The organism is Streptomyces sp. NPDC003247 (genome assembly GCF_042888135.1).
In the GTDB taxonomy this organism is placed as follows: Bacteria; Actinomycetota; Actinomycetes; order Streptomycetales; family Streptomycetaceae; genus Streptomyces.
On sequence record NZ_JBIAPF010000004.1, the window covers coordinates 528,961 to 545,583 of the forward strand.

Genomic DNA, 16,623 nt, shown 5'->3' on the forward strand with positions numbered 1-16,623 from the left:
CGGCGCGGTAGGCACGCCCCGGGCCGGGCGGGCTTGCGCCGCCCGGGGGAAAACACCCCCCGTCCGTCTCCGCGTGACCGGGCGGGGCCCCGGCCGTGCCTACCGTGCGGGGCATGCACGAGCTGTCGATCGCCGCCGCGGTGGTGGAGAACGCCGAGGGCGTGGCCCGCGACCACGGGGCGGCCGCGGTGACGGGCGTGACGCTGCGCATCGGCGAGCTGGCGGGGGTCGTCCCGGACGCCCTGCGCTTCTCCTTCTCGCTGGTCGCCGAGGGCACGGCGCTGGCCGGCGCGGAGCTGGTCATCGAGGAGGTGCCCGCGCGGGCCCGGTGCGGCGGCTGCGAGGCGCGGTTCGCGGTCGGATCGCCCCCCGCGCTGTGGTGCCCGCACTGCGACACCGCCGCGGCCGAACTGCTGACCGGGCGGGAACTGGAACTGGCGGAGGTACGAATGGCAGGGAACCCGTGATGTGCCGCAGCGTCGACGTACGGACGGCCGTACTGGCGAAGAACGACGGTCTGGCGGCCGAGCTCCGCGCCGACCTGGCGAGACGGCGGGTGACGGCCGTCAACCTGCTCTCCAGCCCCGGCAGCGGCAAGACCGCGCTGCTCGAACTGGCGCTGCGCCGGGCCCGCGAACGGGGTGTGACCGTCGCCGCCCTCACCGCCGACCTGGCCACCGAGAACGACGCCCGCCGGCTGGCGCGCTCCGGGGCGCCGGTGAAGCAGGTGCTGACCGGCGGCCTGTGCCACCTGGAGGCGGCGCAGGTGCGCGGCCTGATCGACGGCTGGCTCCCGCCCGCGACGCGTCTGCTGTTCGTGGAGAACGTCGGGAACCTGGTCTGTCCCGCCTCCTACGACCTGGGCGAGACCCTGCGCGTGACGCTGATGTCGGTGACGGAGGGCGAGGACAAGCCGCTGAAGTACCCGACCGCCTTCGGCGCGGCCCAGCTGGTGGTGCTGACGAAGACGGACCTCGCCGAACCCGTCGGCTTCGACGACGCCGCCTTCAGGGCGGCCGTGGAGCGCGTCAATCCCGGGGTGGAGATCCTGCCCACCTCGGCCCGGACCGGGCAGGGCGTCGACATCCTGCTCGACCGGATCCTCGTCGTGGCCGACGGAGGGGCGCCGCACGCCCCGCTCCTCGCGGCGGACCACCTCCGCCGGCACGCGCACGACCACGGGCCGGAGGACTCCGACGGACACCACCACGGGCCGGACGACTCCGACGGACACCACCACGACCACGCGCGCGCTCACGCTCACGCGTACGACGACGGGCACGGGCACGACCACGGGCACGACCACGGCGCCGGACGCGACCACGGGCACGGGCACGCCTCCCGGGCCACCCCCGCGTGACCTCCACGGCCACCGCCGGGGGCGCCGGGGGCGCCGCCGGCCCGTCCGCGGAACGGCGACGGGTCGTCGTGCGGGGCACCGTGCAGGGCGTGGGGTTCCGGCCCTTCGTGCACCGTCTGGCGGCGGAGCTGGACCTCGCCGGTCATGTGCGCAACGGCGCGGCGGGCGTGGTCGCCGAGGTCGAGGGCGCCCCGGAGGCCGTGGCCCAGTTCTGCCGGGCCCTGGCCGAACGGCCACCGCCCCTGGCGGACGTCCGGGAGGTGGTCCACGAGACGGTCCCGGCGCTCGGTACGCCCGGTTTCGTCATCCACCCCTCCGAGGACGGGGACGAGGACGGCGCCGGCGGCGGCGCCGGCGGGAGCACGGGCCGGACGCTCGTCCCGCCGGACACCGCGCCCTGCGACGACTGCCTGCGGGAACTGGCCGACCCGGCGGACCGCCGCCACCGGCACCCCTTCATCACGTGCACGCACTGCGGCCCCCGCTTCACCATCACCACCGGGCTGCCCTACGACCGGGCGACCACCACCATGGCGGTGTTCCCGCTGTGCCGGGAGTGCGCCACCGAGTACGCGGACCCGGCCGACCGCCGCTTCCACGCCCAGCCGGTGGCGTGCCACGCCTGCGGTCCCCGGCTGCGGCTCACCCTGCCCGGCGGGCGGCCCCGGGAGGGCGAGGCGGCCCTGGCGGAGGCGCGCCGGCTCCTGGCGCGGGGCGCCGTGCTGGCCGTCAAGGGGCTCGGCGGGTACCACCTGGCGTGCGACGCCCGCGACGAGCGGGCCGTCACCGCGCTGCGCACCCGCAAGCGGCGCGGCGGCAAGCCGTTCGCCGTCATGTGCGCCGACCTGGCGGACGCCGAGCGGCTGGCGCGCATCGGACCCGAGGAACGCGCCGTCCTGACGGGCCGGCGGCGGCCGATCGTCCTGCTGCGCCGGGCGGCGGGCACCGCGGGACCGGCCGAGTCGGTCTGCCCGGGCGCCCCCTACATCGGCGTGATGCTGCCGTACACCCCCCTGCACCAACTGCTGTTCGGTCTGCCGGGTGATCCGCCGGGGCCCCGCGTCCTGGTGATGACCAGCGGCAACCGGTCCGGGGAGCCGATCGTCACCGACGACACCGAGGCGCGGGAGCGGCTCGCCGGCCTCGCCGACGCCTGGCTCTGGCACGACCGGGTCATCGAGGCGCCCTGCGACGACTCCGTGGTACGCGTCCGCGCGGACGGCGGCGGCGCGGTCGTCCTGCGCCGGTCACGGGGTCTCGTCCCCGAGCCGGTCGCGCTGCCCGTCCCCGTCGCCCCGGCCCTCGCGGTGGGCGGCGACCTCAAGAACGCCCTGTGCCTCGGCGCGCAGGACCGGGCCTGGTTCTCCCCGCACATCGGCGACATGGGCGACCTGGCCACCGTACGGGCCTTCGAGGGGGCGGCGCGGCGGCTGGGCGCGCTGACCGGGATCGACCACGGGCTGCTGGCGGCGGACCGGCATCCCGGGTACCACTCGGCCCGGTGGGCCCGGCGTGCCGCGGACGCCGCCGGTCTCGCCCTGCGGCCGGTGCAGCACCACCACGCCCACGTCGCCTCCCTGATGGCGGAGCACGGGCTGGACGGCGACGCCGTCGTCATCGGCGTGGCCTTCGACGGGACCGGGTACGGCGACGACGGCGCGGTCTGGGGCGGCGAGGTGCTGCTCGCGGGCTACGACGGCTACCGCCGGCTGGCGCATCTGCCGTACGCGCCGCTGCCCGGCGGTGACGCCGGGGTGGCCAACCCGTGCCGCACCGCGCTGGCCCGGCTGCGCGCCGCCGGTCTGCCCTGGGACGCGGACCTGCCGTGCGTCGCCGCCTGCGAGCCGGGTGAACTGCGGCTGCTGCGACAGCAGTTGGAGCGCGGCACGGCGTGCGTGCCGACCTCCAGCATGGGCCGGCTCTTCGACGCGGTCTCCTCCCTCGTCGGGGTCTGCCACCGGACCCGCTACGAGGCGCAGGCCGCGCTGGAGCTGGAGTCGGCGGCGCTGCCCGCCTGGCCGGAGGCGACCGGGGCGTACGCCTTCGCCGAGGGCCTGGACCCCGGGCCCGCGCTGGCCGCGATCGTGGCCGACCTGCGGCGCGGGGTGCCGGTGCCGGTGATCGCCGCCCGCTTCCACCGGGCGGTCGCCCGGGCGGTCCTGGCGGTCTGCCGGTCCGCGCGCCGGCGGACGGGGACCGGGGTGGCCGCGCTGTCGGGCGGGGTGTTCGCCAACGCGCTGCTCGACGCCGAGTGCGCCGCGCTGCTGGCCGCGGACGGCTTCACGGTGCTGCGCCACCGGCGGGTGCCACCGGGCGACGGCGGTCTCGCGCTCGGCCAGCTGGTCGTGGCGGCCCGCGGCCGTCGCACGGAACGTCCGCGACGAGGACTTCCGCAACGCGAGCTTCCGCACCACGGACTTCCGCGACGAGAACTTCCGCAACGACAAGGAGGACGCTGATGTGCCTGGCGGTGCCCGGCCGGGTGGTCGGGATCGAGGACCGGGACGGCACGCGCATGGCGCGGGTCGATTTCGGCGGCGTGGTCAAGGACGTGTGCCTGGCCTACGTCCCGGACGCCGAGGTGGGCGAGTACGTCATCGTCCACGTCGGTTTCGCGCTCCAGCGGCTGGACGAGGAGTCGGCCCGCGCCTCGCTGGACCTGTTCGAGCAGCTCGGGCTGCTGGAGGAGGAGTTCGGCGACGCCTGGGCGCGCGCCGAGGCGGAGGCGGCCACGGAGCAGGAGGACGTCCGGTGAAGTACATCGAGGAGTTCAACGACCCCGCGCTGGCCCGGCGGCTGCTGGCCGAGATCCGGGCCACCGTGACCCGCCCCTGGGCGATGATGGAGGTCTGCGGCGGGCAGACCCACTCCATCATCCGCCACGGCATCGACCAGCTCCTCCCCGACGAGGTGGAGCTGATCCACGGCCCCGGCTGCCCGGTGTGCGTGACCCCGCTGGAGATGATCGACAAGGCGCTGGAGATCGCGTCCCGCCCGAACGTCGTCTTCTGCTCCTTCGGCGACATGCTGCGCGTGCCGGGGACCGGCCGCGACCTGTTCCGGGTGCGGGGCGAGGGCGGCGACGTCCGGGTGGTCTACTCGCCGCTGGACGCCCTGGACATCGCCCGCCGCGAGCCGGACAAGGAGGTCGTGTTCTTCGGCATCGGCTTCGAGACCACGGCCCCCGCCAACGCGATGACCGTGCACGAGGCCCGCCGGCAGGGCATCCGCAACTTCAGCCTGCTGGTGTCCCACGTACGGGTGCCGCCCGCGGTCGAGGCGATCATGCGGGCGCCCGGGTGCCGGGTGCAGGCCTTCCTCGCCGCCGGTCACGTGTGCAGCGTGATGGGCACCGCCGAGTACCCCGAACTGGCCGCGCGCCACCGCGTCCCGATCGTGGTGACCGGCTTCGAGCCGCTGGACATCCTGGAGGGCGTCCGCCGTACGGTCCACCAGCTGGAGCGCGGGGAGCACCGGGTGGAGAACGCCTACCCGCGCGCGGTGCGCGAGGCCGGCAATCCGGCCGCGCTGCGCATGATCGAGGAGGTCTTCGAGGTCACCGACCGCTCCTGGCGCGGCATCGGGACCATCCCGGACAGCGGCTGGCGGCTGTCGGAGGCGTTCCGGGCGTACGACGCCGAGCACCGCTTCGACGTCGGCGACGTACGGACCGCCGAGTCCCCCGAGTGCCGCAGCGGCGAGGTGCTCCAGGGCCTGATCAAGCCCCACGAGTGCCCGGCCTTCGGCACGACGTGCACCCCGCGCACCCCGCTGGGCGCGACGATGGTCTCCAGCGAGGGGGCCTGTGCCGCGTACTACCTGTACCGGCGGCTGGAGGTGGCCCCCGTTGGCTGAGACGACCGTGGACCCGGCGAACTGGTCCTGTCCCGCGCCCCTGCGCGACCACCCGGTGGTCGTGATGGGCCACGGCGGCGGCGGGGCGCTCTCCGGCGAGCTGACGCGGCACCTGTTCGCCGCGGCGTACGGCAACGAGACGCTCGCCGCGCTCGCCGACTCCGCCGCCGTCGAACTGGGCGGGGCGCGGCTGGCGTTCTCCACCGACTCCTACGTCGTGCGCCCGCTGTTCTTCCCCGGCGGCAGCATCGGCGACCTGGCCGTGAACGGCACGGTCAACGACCTGGCGATGAGCGGCGCCCGGGCGGCGTACCTGTCGACGGCCTTCATCCTGGAGGAGGGCGTCGCCCTGGACGTGGTCGGCCGGATCGCCCAGGCGGTGGGAGCCGCCGCCTCCGCCGCCGGGGTGACGGTGGCGACGGGCGACACCAAGGTCGTCGAGTCCGGCCACGGCGACGGCGTGTACCTCAACACCTCCGGCATCGGGCTGATCCCGCCGGGCGTCGACATCCGTCCGCAGCGCGCCGCACCGGGGGACGTGATCATCGTCAGCGGGCCGGTCGGCGCGCACGGTGTGGCGGTGCTGAGCGTGCGCGAGGGGCTGGAGTTCGGCTCCGACGTGGTCAGCGACACCGCTCCCCTGGGCGGGCTGGTGGCCGCGATGCTGGCGGTGACACCGGACGTCCACGTCCTGCGCGACCCCACCCGGGGCGGGCTCGCCACCTCCCTGTGCGAGATCGCCACCGCCTCCGGCACCGGTGTCTCGCTCACCGAGAGCGCCGTCCCCGTGCCCGGCTCCGTGGCCGCCGCCTGCGGCTTCCTGGGGCTCGACCCGCTGTACGTGGCCAACGAGGGGCGGCTGGTGGCCTTCGTGCCGCCCGAGCACGCCGACGCCGTCCTCGCCGCGATGCGCGCCCATCCGCAGGGCGCGGGCGCCGCCGTCGTCGGCCGTTGCGTGGCCGAACACCCCGGCATGGTCGTCGCCCGCACCGGCCTCGGCGGCACCCGCGTCGTGGACCTGCCGCTGGGGGAGCAGCTGCCGCGCATCTGCTGAGGCGGCGGCGTGCGCGTGCGCGCGGCGGCTCGTGCCGGCCGTACGGCGTCCGGGCGGGCCGTCGGCATCCGGGCGCCGGGCCCTCGGGGTCCGGGCGGACAGTCTGCGTCCGGGCGGGCCGTCGAGGTCCGGGCGGCGGGCCGTCGAGGATCGGGGGCCGGGCCGTCGAGGATCGGGCGCCAGGCCGTCGAGGTCCGGGCGTCGGGCCGTCGAGGATCGGGCGCCAGGCCGTCGAGGTCCGGGCGCCAGGCCGTCGAGGATCGGGCGCCAGGCCGTCGAGGTCCGGGCGCCAGGCCGTCGAGGATCGGGCGCCAGGCCGTCGGGGTTCAGGGGGCGGGCCGTCCGGTGGCCGTCAGGTCCGGGGAGGGCCGCGTCGGTGGGGCGCGGTCCCGGTCGGGTGCCGGGGTGTCAGATCCGGTGGCCGCGGTCCTTCAGCCATCGGTGGACCGTCTCCTTGTCCGCCGGGGTGATCCGGACGGCAGCGCCGATCCACGGGCCCTCGTCCTCGTTGAAGGCCGTGTCGGTGACGCGGGCGGTCACCCAATGGGCCAGGTCCTGGGCGGAGCGGTCCGGGAGGGTGCCCCGCTCCCAGCCGGCGCGGGCCTCGCGGGCGGCCGCCGCGTCGTGCCGTTCGGTCTCCGCCAGCCAGGCCTCGACGAGCCGGTCGACGGTCCGGCGTTCCCCGGTGGGGGCCGGCCGGTGCGTGTCCTCGCTCTTCATGCGGGCCGGGTGCCCACGATGCGGGAGCGGGAGACGTACGGATCCGTCGTCGCGGTCCGTGTCGTCGGGGCGCGGCCGGGTACTCGATGAGCTCGCCGTCACGGCCTCGCCGGACGGTCCGCCGGACGCGGGCCGGGCCGCGGGGCCGACCAGGAACAGGAACGAGGGGGCAGAGATGACGCAGCACGCGGACGACCACGCTCACGAACAGCACGCCGGCGTCGCGGAGCTGCGTCTGGCCTCCGGGGAGCACGGCCTCGTCCCGCGGCGCGATCCGCTCGCCGAGGACCTTCCCCTCGACCGCAACCAGGCGATCCTCCAGGCCGCGAAGCAGGTCGGCGCGATCCTGAAGCGGAAGGGGCACCGGTTCGCCCTCGCGGGGAGCGTCGCGGTGTACGCCCACGGCGGCACCCAGAACCTCCAGCACGACGTCGACTTCTGCTTCCGGCCCGAGGACGCGGGGGACGTCGCCGAGACGCTGCGGGACGCCGGGCTGCCGGTGCACGCGCCGCCGGAGGACTGGCTGCTGAAGGCGAGCTGCCTCGGCCAGCAGGTCGACCTGATCTTCGAGCTGGCGCACCAGCCGGTCACCTCGGAGATGCTGGAGCGGGCCCAGGAGCTGTCGGTGGACTCGGTGTTCATGCCGGTGCTGTCGCCGACCGACCTGGTGCACAGCCTGGTGGCCGCCTTCTCCGAGCACCACTGCGACTTCGGGGCGGTGCTGCCGATCGCCCGGACGCTGCGGGAGCGGGTCGACTGGGACCGGGTGCGCCGGGCGTGCGGGGACGATCCGATGCCCGACGCGTTCTTCTACTTCCTGGAACGGCTGGAGGTCATCCCGCCGAGGCCGAAGGAGGAACAGCGATGAGGCCCCTCGCGGAGCACGCGGGCGGAGCCGGGGGCACCGGCTCCGCCCCCGAGAATCCCCAGAACCCTGGGAATCCCGAGAACCCTGAATACCGTGTCGCCCATCTGCGCGACCGGCTCGCCGCGGAGGAACTGGGCGAGCTGGGCGTACGCGCCGAGGTGCGGGCCGGGTCGGTCGTGGTGACCGGCACGGTGCCGTCCTCGGAGTGCCGGGAGACACTGCTGCGGACCGTCCGCGAGGAGCTGGCCGGGCTCGCCGTGCACACCGATGTCGTGGTGGCGGAGACCGCCTCCCCGGACCACGCGGAGGACCTGCCATGATCCGGGTCGCCGCCGTCGGGGACATCCACATGGGACCGGACAGCCAGGGCCTGCTGCGGCCCGCCTTCGACACCCTGCCCGAGTGCGCCGACCTGCTGCTGCTGGCCGGCGACCTCACCCGGCACGGCACGCCGGAGGAGGCGCGCGTCGTGGCGCGGGAGGTGCAGGGGCTGCCGGTGCCGGTCGTGGCGGTGCTGGGCAACCACGACCACCACGACGAACAGCCCGAGAAGGTCACCGACATCCTCCGGGACGCGGACGTGACGGTCCTGGAGGGCGAGGGGACGGTCGTCGAGTGCGAGGGGACGCGCGTCGGGATCGCCGGGACGAAGGGGTTCTGCGGCGGGTTCGTCGGGCGCAGCGCCGGGGAGTTCGGCGAGCCGCTGATGAAGGAGTTCGTCCGCACCACCCGGCGCAGCGCGGACGCCCTGCGCACGGCGCTGGAGGAGCTGGACCGGGAGGGCTGCGACGTGCGGATCGCGCTCACCCACTTCTCCCCCGTCGCCGACACCCTCGCCGGTGAGCCGCTGGAGATCTACCCGTTCCTCGGCAGCTACCTGCTGGCCGAGGCGATCGACACGGCGGGTGCCGACCTCTCCGTGCACGGCCACGCCCACGCGGGCACGGAGCACGGGATGACCGCGGGCGGGGTGCGGGTGAGGAACGTGGCCCAGCCGGTCATCCGCCGGGCGTTCAACGTGTACCAGCTGCACGGCGACTGACACCGGGGCGGTCTCCCCTCCGCCGGGAGCGCCGCCCGGACGTTCCGGCGCCGTTCCCCGGTCGCGTGGGGAGCGCCCGGTTGTGCGGCCCGTGTCCCCGGGGCACGGGCCGCGCCGTGCGTACGCCGGGGCGCTGACACGTTCAGGTGATGATCGCCCGGGACCTCCCCGCCGGGCGGCCGCTCCCCCGTATCCAGAGCGCATGGATGATCTCCGTGCCTCTGACGACTCCCCTTCCCTCACCCGCCGGCGGTTCACCGCCGCGGCCGCGGCCGGTACGGCCGGTGCCGCCGCCCTGACCGCGGTCCCGAGCCCGGCGACCGCCGCCCCGGCCCCGCAGGCCCCGAGCGCGCCGAGGTCGACGGCCGACTGGGCCACCTGCCTCGCCGTCGCGCGGGCGCTGCTGGTGGTCGACGAGCAGGACCGGCCGCTGGTCCCCGGTTATCTCAAGATCCTCGACTCCGGTCTGCCGCGCGCCGGGACGCGGACCGCGAAGAAGGTGCTCGTGGTGGGCGCGGGGCCGGCCGGGCTGCTGGCGGCCTGGCTGCTGAAGCGGGCCGGGCACCGCGTGACCCTCGTGGAGGCCAACGGCAACCGGGTCGGCGGCCGGATCAAGACCTTCCGCACCGGCGGGCACGAGCAGGCGCCGCGGGCGTTCGCCGACCCCCTTCAGTACGCGGAGGCGGGGGCCATGCGGCTCCCCGGCAGCCACCCGCTGGTGATGGCCCTGACCGACCGGCTCGGGGTGGAGCGCCGCCGGTTCCACCTGATCGACGTGGACGCCGAGGGCAAGCCGGTCAACAACGCCTGGCTGCACGTCAACGGCGTCCGCGTGCGCCGCTCCGCGTACGCCGCGTCGCCCCGCAGGGTCAACCGGTCCTTCGGGGTGCCCCGGAAGTACTGGGACACCCCCTCCTCGGCCATCCTGCGCGCGGCCCTGGACCCGGTCCGCGACGAGTTCAGCACCGTCGGCGCCGACGGCAAGCGCGTCGACAAGCCGATGCCGGAGCGCGTCCAGGGCTGGGCCCGGGTCGTGCAGCGGTACGGGGACTGGTCGATGTACCGGTTCCTGACCGAGGCGGCCGGTCTCGACGAGCGGACGATCGATCTCGTCGGCACCCTGGAGAACCTCACCTCGCGGCTGCCGCTCTCCTTCATCCACAGCTTCATCAGCGCCTCGCTGATCAGCCCGGACACCGAGTTCTGGGAGCTGGTCGGCGGCACGGCCACGCTCCCGGACGCGTTGCTGCGGGAGGTCTCCGACGTGCTGCGGCTGGACCGGCGCGCGACCCGCGTCGAGTACTGGGCGCCGGACGGGCGCGGCACCGACGGCACCGCGCACGTGCGCGCGGACGGCCCGCACGTATGGATCGACACCGTCTCCGAGGGCCGCGACGGCGAGGTCGTGCGCGAGCAGTTCACGGGGGACGCCGCGATCGTCACGGTGCCGTTCTCCGGGCTGCGTCAGGTGCAGGTCAGGCCGCTGATGTCGTACAAGAAGCGGCGGGCCGTGGCCGAGCTGCACTACGACAGCGCGACCAAGGTGCTGCTGGAGTTCGCCCGCCGCTGGTGGGAGTTCACGGAGGCCGACTGGAAGCGGGAACTGGACGCCGTGCGCGCCGGGCTGTACGACGACTACCGGGCGGGCCGGGTGCCCGACGACGGGAGCCTGCTGGGCGCCCACCCGTCCGTACCGCGCGGCCACATCAGTCCGGCGCAGCGCGTGCACTACGCCGCAAACCGGTGGGCGACCCGCGACGAGCCCGAGGCGGCGCACATCGTCGGCGGGGGTTCGGTGTCCGACAACTCCAACCGGTTCATGATCAATCCGTCGCACCCGGTCGAGGGCAGCGCGGGCGGTGTCGTGCTGGCCTCCTACAGCTGGGCCGACGACGCCTCCCGCTGGGACTCCCTCGACGACGACGCGCGCTACCCGCACGCCCTGCGCGGTCTCCAGCAGGTGTACGGCCGGCGCGTCGAGGTCTTCTACACGGGCGCCGGCCGCACCCAGAGCTGGCTGCGCGACCCGTACGCCTACGGGGAGGCGTCCGTGCTGCTGCCCGGCCAGCACACGGAGCTCCTGGCGGCGATCCGCACGCCCGAGGGGCCGCTGCACTTCGCCGGTGACCACACCTCGGTGAAGCCGTCGTGGATCGAGGGCGCGCTGGAGTCGGCGGTGCGGGCCGCGCTGGAGGTGCACCGGGCCTGACCCCGCACCGCGCGGGGGCCGGTACCGGCGGGAACGCCGGAACCGCACGGGACCGGGACCGGTACCGGCGGGACGCCGGAGCCGCGCGGGACCGGCAGCAGCAGGGACGCCGGAGCCGCGCGGACGCCGAAACAGGGGAGTGCGTCCGCGCGGCGGTCGGGGGGTGGCGTCGGTCAGCCGGTCGCGCGGACGGCCTCGCGGATGAGGTCCGCGACGTCCTTGGGCCGGGACACGGCGACGGCGTGCGAGGCGCCCTCGATCTCGACGACGGTCGCCCCGGCCCGCTTGGCGCCGAAGCGCTCGACCTCGGGGTTGATGGCGTTGTCCCCGCCGGCGATCAGCGCCCAGGAGGGCTTCGTCCTCCAGGCGGCCGCGGTGGCGGTCTCCTCGAACGCGGCGGCGGCGAGCGGGCGCTGGGTCGCGGCGAGGACCTTGGTGACCTCGGCCGGGACGTCGGCGGCGAACACCGACGGGAAGGCGTCCTCGGTGATGGTGACCTCGACGGCCGGCTCGCCGCCCGGCACCGGGTACGTCCACTGCTTGAGGTTGCTGACCAGCGGCGACAGCGGGAAGCGGCCCTGGAGCTCGCCCAGGCTCTCGCCCTCCTCCAGCGCGTAGGCGGCGACGTAGACGAGACCGACGACGTTCTCCGTGACACCGGCGACGGTGATCAGGGCGCCGCCGTAGGAGTGGCCGACGAGGACGACGGGGCCGTCGATCTGCGCGGCGACCGAGGCGACGTAGGCGGCGTCGGAGGCGAGTCCGCGCAGCGGGTTGGCCGGGGCGACCACGGGGATGCCGTGGCTCTGGAGCTCGGCGACGACGCCGGACCAGCTGGCCGCGTCGGCGAACGCCCCGTGGACGAGGAGGACGGTGGGCGTGGTGGTGGTCATGGTGGTGCGTGCCCCTCGGGTCAGGCGGAGTGGAGGGCGCCGCGCAGGGTGGCGACGGCCTGGTTGATGGCGGCCTCGGCGCCGTGCGTGGACCGCAGGGCGTTGAGCATGACGAAGTCGTGGATGACGCCCTGGTAGCGGACGGCGGTGACGGGGACGCCGGCCGTGCGGAGCTTGTTGGCGTAGGCCTCGCCCTCGTCGCGCAGGACGTCCGCCTCGGCGGTGATGACCAGCGCCGGGGGCAGTCCGGTGAGCTGCTCGGTGGTGGCGCGCAGCGGGGAGGCGGTGATCTGGGCGCGCTCGGACTCGTCGGTGGTGTACTGGTCCCAGAACCACTGCATGCCGTCACGACGCAGGAAGTAGCCGGTGGCGAACTGGTGGTAGGAGCCGGTGTCGAAGGCGGCGTCGGTGACCGGGTAGAAGAGGACCTGCTGCACGATCGGGATGCCGCCGCGCTCCTTGGCCATCAGGGTCAGCGCGGCCGCCATGTTGCCGCCGACGGAGTCGCCGGCGACGGCGAGGCGGGAGGCGTCCAGGCCCTTCTCCGCGCCCTCCTCGACGACCCACCGCGCGACCGCGAAGTTCTGCTCGATGGCGACCGGGTAGCGGGCCTCGGGCGAGAGGTCGTACTCGGGGAAGACCACGGCGGCCGAGGCGCCGACGGCGAGTTCGCGGACGAGGCGGTCGTGGGTGTGGGCGTTGCCGAACACCCAGCCGGCGCCGTGGATGTAGACGATCACCGGCAGGGTGCCGGTGGCGCCGGCGGGCTTGACGATGCGGGCGCGGACGCTGCCCGTGGGTCCGCCGGAGACGGTGATCCACTCCTCGTCGACGGCCGGCTTGTCGATCTCGCCGGACTGGACCTCGTCGACGGCCTTGCGCCCCTCCGCCGGCGGCAGGTCGAACAGGTACGGCGGGTTGGCGGTCGCCTCGGCGAACGCGGCGGCCTCGGGCTCCAGTACCGGTCGGACCGGTTCGACGACGTCGGACATGGGTGTCTCCTGCTGTTGGCGGTGTGCTGTCTTGCACCGGCACGGTATGGCGGCCGGGCGGCCGCGGATGGTCCGCGTGTGCACCGGCACTGTCCTCACAGCGCACGGAAAGGCAGTGCACTGCCGGGCCCGACGTGCGGTGCCCCGTAGGCCCCGGCGTGCGGTGCCGCCGTAAGGCCCCGGCGTGCGGTGCGCTGTGGGGCCCGACGTGCGGTGCCGCCGTAGGGCTCCGACGTGCGGTGCCTCCGCAGGGCCCGGACATGCGGTGCGCTGTGGGGCCCGGCGTGCGGTGCGCCCGGGTAACAGCCTGGTGCCGTCGGGCCGGTTCGGCCAGTCGGCGCGGAGGGGCGGGAACCGGTGCCGACCCGGGAGACGCGGGAGCGGTGTGCGCCGCCGACGACGCCGTGTCCGTCGATCGCGGGAGCAGCGGGAGCAGCGGGAGCATGTCACATCGGGGCGGCGGTGCCGGTCGGCGGGCCGGTGACGTGCCGCTTTTCACCGCCTACGGCACGTCCCCGCGCGGTGGCTCAGCCCCGCCCGGCGGCGTCCCGCCACTCGCGCGGTGACATGCCGTAGGCGGTGCGGAAGACCCGGCTGAAGTGGGTGGCGCTGGTGAAGCCCCAGCGGCCCGCCACGGCCGCGATGGTCCGGCCGCCCCGGCCGTGGCGCACCAGGTCGCGCCGGCACTCCTCCAGGCGGCGGCGCAGGATCCAGCGGCCGACCGTGGTGCCCTCGTCCTGGAACAGTCTGTGCAGGTAGCGCACGGAGATGTGGTGGGCTCGGGCGATGGTCTCCGGGGACAGGTCCGGTTCGGTCAGGTGGAGTTCGACGTACTCCAGGATCCGGACCAGCACCGGTGCCCGCCCGTCCGGTGTGCGCGGCGCGTGCGCCTCCAGTTGTTCCGCGGCCAGGGTGGCGAGCAGGTTCACGGCGTTCCAGGCGAGCATGTCGCCGACGTGCGGCCGGGCCGCGGAGGCGGTGCGGGCGAGGTCGGACAGCAGCGGCGACAGCAGCGTGCCGAGCCGGGACGACCGGGCGACCGGCGTCCGCGCGATCCGCCGCGCGTCGGCGGGCGTCAGGGCGAGCAGTTCGCCGGGGACCAGGAACACCGTCGCCCGGAACCGCTCGGGGAAGTCGAGTTCGGCCGGGTGGCGGGCGTCGTAGAAGCAGAGGTCGCCCGGTGCGAGGGGCAGGGTGAGCGGGCCGGGGTCGGGGGGTGCCGGGGCGCCCCGCACGCCGACGAAGAGGTACTCGCCGCCCTCGGTGGCGCGCAGCCGGTGCGCGGGGTACGGCGAGCGCTCCCCCGGCAGCGGGCCGGGGCCGCGCTCGCCGGTCACGATCTCGACGCCCGGGGGCGTCCGGCGGACCCGCGGGCCGATGGTGCTGGTGATGGACATCCGCCGTTGCCTCCGGAGCGACTGTCGGTCTCGTCGTCCGGACCGTAGGCAGGGCCGGGTGCAAAAAGAGTGACATTGCGGTGAGACCCGCAGGTCGGAGCCTTGTTCCGGCCCTCATCGGAGGCGCGGGGGCGGCCTAGGTGCCCTCCTTCTCGGCGCGCTCCGCCGCGAACAGCCGCAGCAGGTCGTGCAGGCCGTAGCGGCCCGGTGCGTGCTCGGTGACCAGGTGGGCGTCGGCGAGCTCGGCGAGCAGCAGGCGGGCGCGGCGCAGCGGGAGGCCGGTGAGCGCCGCGGCGCCCGCGGGGGTGAGGACGGGGCCCGGGTGGCGGGGCAGGAGGCGGAACAGGCGGGCGCTGTCCGGCGGGAGCCGCCGGTAGGAGCCCAGGAAGGCGGTGCGCGGGTCGGACAGGAGGCCGGGGGCGGTGAGGGTGTCGAGGGTGCGCCGGGGGTCGCGGAGTCCGGCGGCGAGGGCCGCGAGGGGCACGTCGGGGCGGGCGGCTGCGTGCGCGGCGACGGCGGTCAGGGCCAGCGGCAGCCCGCCGCAGCGGGCGGCGATCTCGTCGGCGGCGCGCGTCTCGGCGGCCTGCCGGCCGGCGCCGACGCGCAGCGCCAGCGCCTCGCGGGCGTCCTCGGCGGGCAGGGGGTCCAGGCGCAGCGGGCGGGCGCCCGAGGCGATCAGGCCGGGCAGGGCGTGGCGGCTGGTGACCAGCGCCAGGCAGCCCGGTGCCGCGGGCAGCAGCGGACGCAGCTGCTCCGTGCCGGCGGCGTCGTCGAGGAGCACGAGGACGCGCCGGCCGGCCAGCAGGGTGCGGTACCGGCCGGTCAGGGCGGCCAGGCCGTCCGGCAGGAGCGGGGCGGGGACGCCCAGCGCCGCGAGCATGCCGCGCAGCGCCTCCTCGGGCCGCAGGGCGGGCCGGCCCGGGGTGAACCCGTCCAGCGCGACGTGGAGCAGGCCGTCCGGGAAGCGGTGGGCGGCGCGGCGCGCCCAGCGCACGGCGAGCGCCGTCTTGCCGACGCCCGCCATCCCGCCGATCAGCACGGCAGCCGACGTGCCTTCCCCGTCCTCCGCCGGGCCCGTGTGGGCCGTCAGCCACTCCAGCTCGGCCCGGCGGCCGGCGAAGGCGACGGGGTCCGCGGGCAGGTGGGCGGGGCGGGCGGCGGGGGCGGGTGCCGGCGCCCCGGGGGCGGTGCCGAGCCGCAGGACGGGCACCGCCCGTCCCACGTCCACGGCCGGCCCGGACCGCAGCCTGCCCACCTCCTGGCGCAGCACCCGCGTGTGCGCCGCCGCCAGTTCGGCGCCGGGCGCGATGCCGAGTTCCGCCGTCAGCCGCCTGCGGATGTCCTCGTACGCCGTCAGCGCCTCCGCCTGGAGGCCGCAGGCCGCCAGCGACAGCACCAGCCGGGCGTGCAGCGCCTCGTCGAGCGGGTCGAGTACGGCGGCCCTGCGCAGGGCGGGCAGGACGTGCTCGGCGCGGCCGCACAGCAGGGCGGCGTCGGCCGCGAGCCCGGCCGTGTGCAGGAGTTCGCGCTCGACGGCGGTGAACTGGACGTGTTCGCGCGCGGACGCCGGGATGCCCATCGCCACCGGGCCGCGCCACTGGCCGAGCGCCTCGGTGAAGCGCCCGGCCGCCGTCTCGGGCCGTCCGGTGGCCGCGGCCCGCTTGCCCTGCCGGGTCAGTTCGCGGAAGCGCAGCAGGTCGACCTCGTCCGGGTCCGCCTCCAGGAGGTAGCCGCCGGGATGCCGCCGCAGCCGTCCGCCGGGGGCGCGGGGCGGCAGCTCCGGCTCCAGCAGCCGGCGCAGCGCACCGGCGTACCGGCGCACCACGTTCAGCGCGCTGGCGGGCGGGCGTTCGGCCCACAGCACGTCGAGGATCTCGCTCGTCGGCACGGGCCGGCCGGTGTGGGCCAGGAGCAGGGCGAGGAGGGCGCGCTGCTGGGGGAACCCCAGGTCGAGCTCACACCCGTCCCGCCACGCCCGCACGGGCCCCAGCACCTCGAACCGCACCCGCCGACCTTCCCCTTCCGTCCCCGGCACCCGGTGCCATCCTAGGAACGCGTGCGGCGGGGGGCGGGGCCGGGGCGCGGTGGGCCCTGGTGCCGGGCGGCGGGTGGCGGGTTCCGGCAGCGGGCGGCGGGCGGCGGGTTCCGGCAGCGGGCGGCGGGCGGCGGGTTCCGGCAGCGGGCGGCGGGCGGCGGGTTCCGGCAGCGGGCGGCGGGCGGCGGGTTCCGGCAG

General features: G+C 76.0%; 15 protein-coding genes. 10 read left to right on the forward strand and 5 right to left on the reverse strand.

Going from position 1 to position 16,623, the window contains the following annotated elements:
* Window positions 1–113: 113 nt before the first annotated feature.
* The 6 genes from hypA (at window position 114) to hypE (ending at window position 6,269) form a co-directional block, all read left to right on the forward strand.
* The gene (hypA, locus tag ACFYWQ_RS15975) at window positions 114–467 is read left to right on the forward strand and encodes a hydrogenase maturation nickel metallochaperone HypA (RefSeq protein WP_389516786.1); all 354 of its coding nucleotides are present in this window, start codon (window positions 114–116) and stop codon (window positions 465–467) included.
* On the forward strand, window positions 467–1,360 hold the full coding sequence (hypB, locus tag ACFYWQ_RS15980; protein WP_389516788.1) for a hydrogenase nickel incorporation protein HypB: 894 nt from the start codon (window positions 467–469) through the stop codon (window positions 1,358–1,360). The genes hypA and hypB overlap by 1 nt, the downstream gene beginning before the upstream one ends.
* On the forward strand, window positions 1,357–3,819 hold the full coding sequence (gene hypF / locus ACFYWQ_RS15985) for a carbamoyltransferase HypF (protein WP_389516789.1): 2,463 nt from the start codon (window positions 1,357–1,359) through the stop codon (window positions 3,817–3,819). Before hypB ends, hypF begins: the two co-directional genes overlap by 4 nt.
* Window positions 3,819–4,115, forward strand: coding sequence for a HypC/HybG/HupF family hydrogenase formation chaperone (locus ACFYWQ_RS15990; RefSeq protein ID WP_389516791.1), 297 nt, complete (start codon window positions 3,819–3,821; stop codon window positions 4,113–4,115). Before hypF ends, ACFYWQ_RS15990 begins: the two co-directional genes overlap by 1 nt.
* Entirely contained in the window at window positions 4,112–5,215 is a 1,104-nt protein-coding gene (gene hypD, locus ACFYWQ_RS15995) for a hydrogenase formation protein HypD (protein ID WP_389516793.1), read from the forward strand. Before ACFYWQ_RS15990 ends, hypD begins: the two co-directional genes overlap by 4 nt.
* A 64-nt stretch (window positions 5,216–5,279) precedes the next feature.
* Window positions 5,280–6,269: a hydrogenase expression/formation protein HypE gene (gene hypE / locus ACFYWQ_RS16000; RefSeq protein WP_389517430.1), complete on the forward strand. Its 990-nt coding sequence runs from the start codon at window positions 5,280–5,282 to the stop codon at window positions 6,267–6,269.
* A 408-nt stretch (window positions 6,270–6,677) separates the two neighbouring features.
* On the opposite strand, the gene ACFYWQ_RS16005 is transcribed toward hypE, so the two are convergent.
* Window positions 6,678–6,989, reverse strand: coding sequence for a hypothetical protein (locus tag ACFYWQ_RS16005; protein ID WP_389516795.1), 312 nt, complete (start codon window positions 6,987–6,989; stop codon window positions 6,678–6,680).
* Window positions 6,990–7,164: 175 nt separating this feature from the next.
* Here ACFYWQ_RS16005 and ACFYWQ_RS16010 point away from each other — a divergent pair, with 175 nt between their 5' ends.
* The 4 genes from ACFYWQ_RS16010 to ACFYWQ_RS16025 all read left to right on the forward strand — a co-directional run bounded on the left by ACFYWQ_RS16010 (window position 7,165) and on the right by ACFYWQ_RS16025 (window position 11,108).
* Window positions 7,165–7,857, forward strand: coding sequence for a nucleotidyltransferase domain-containing protein (locus tag ACFYWQ_RS16010; protein WP_389516797.1), 693 nt, complete (start codon window positions 7,165–7,167; stop codon window positions 7,855–7,857).
* On the forward strand, window positions 7,854–8,177 hold the full coding sequence (locus tag ACFYWQ_RS16015; protein ID WP_389516800.1) for a BON domain-containing protein: 324 nt from the start codon (window positions 7,854–7,856) through the stop codon (window positions 8,175–8,177). The genes ACFYWQ_RS16010 and ACFYWQ_RS16015 overlap by 4 nt, the downstream gene beginning before the upstream one ends.
* A complete protein-coding gene (locus ACFYWQ_RS16020; protein ID WP_389516803.1) occupies window positions 8,174–8,899 on the forward strand; it encodes a metallophosphoesterase in 726 nt (241 codons plus the stop codon). Before ACFYWQ_RS16015 ends, ACFYWQ_RS16020 begins: the two co-directional genes overlap by 4 nt.
* Window positions 8,900–9,101: 202 nt before the next feature.
* Entirely contained in the window at window positions 9,102–11,108 is a 2,007-nt protein-coding gene (locus tag ACFYWQ_RS16025; protein ID WP_389516805.1) for a flavin monoamine oxidase family protein, read from the forward strand.
* A gap of 173 nt (window positions 11,109–11,281) precedes the next feature.
* Here the strand turns inward: ACFYWQ_RS16025 and ACFYWQ_RS16030 are convergent, their stop codons facing one another.
* From ACFYWQ_RS16030 to ACFYWQ_RS16045, 4 genes are all read right to left on the reverse strand, one after another.
* A complete protein-coding gene (locus ACFYWQ_RS16030; protein WP_389516808.1) occupies window positions 11,282–12,001 on the reverse strand; it encodes an alpha/beta fold hydrolase in 720 nt (239 codons plus the stop codon).
* 20 nt (window positions 12,002–12,021) lie between these two features.
* Complete coding sequence (locus ACFYWQ_RS16035; protein ID WP_389516810.1) at window positions 12,022–12,993, reverse strand: alpha/beta hydrolase; 972 nt, start codon at window positions 12,991–12,993, stop codon at window positions 12,022–12,024.
* 527 nt (window positions 12,994–13,520) lie between these two features.
* Entirely contained in the window at window positions 13,521–14,390 is an 870-nt protein-coding gene (locus tag ACFYWQ_RS16040) for a helix-turn-helix domain-containing protein (protein WP_389516812.1), read from the reverse strand.
* A 136-nt stretch (window positions 14,391–14,526) separates the two neighbouring features.
* Window positions 14,527–16,623: BTAD domain-containing putative transcriptional regulator (locus ACFYWQ_RS16045; protein ID WP_389516814.1), on the reverse strand; the 2,097-nt coding region annotated here is incomplete at its 5' end.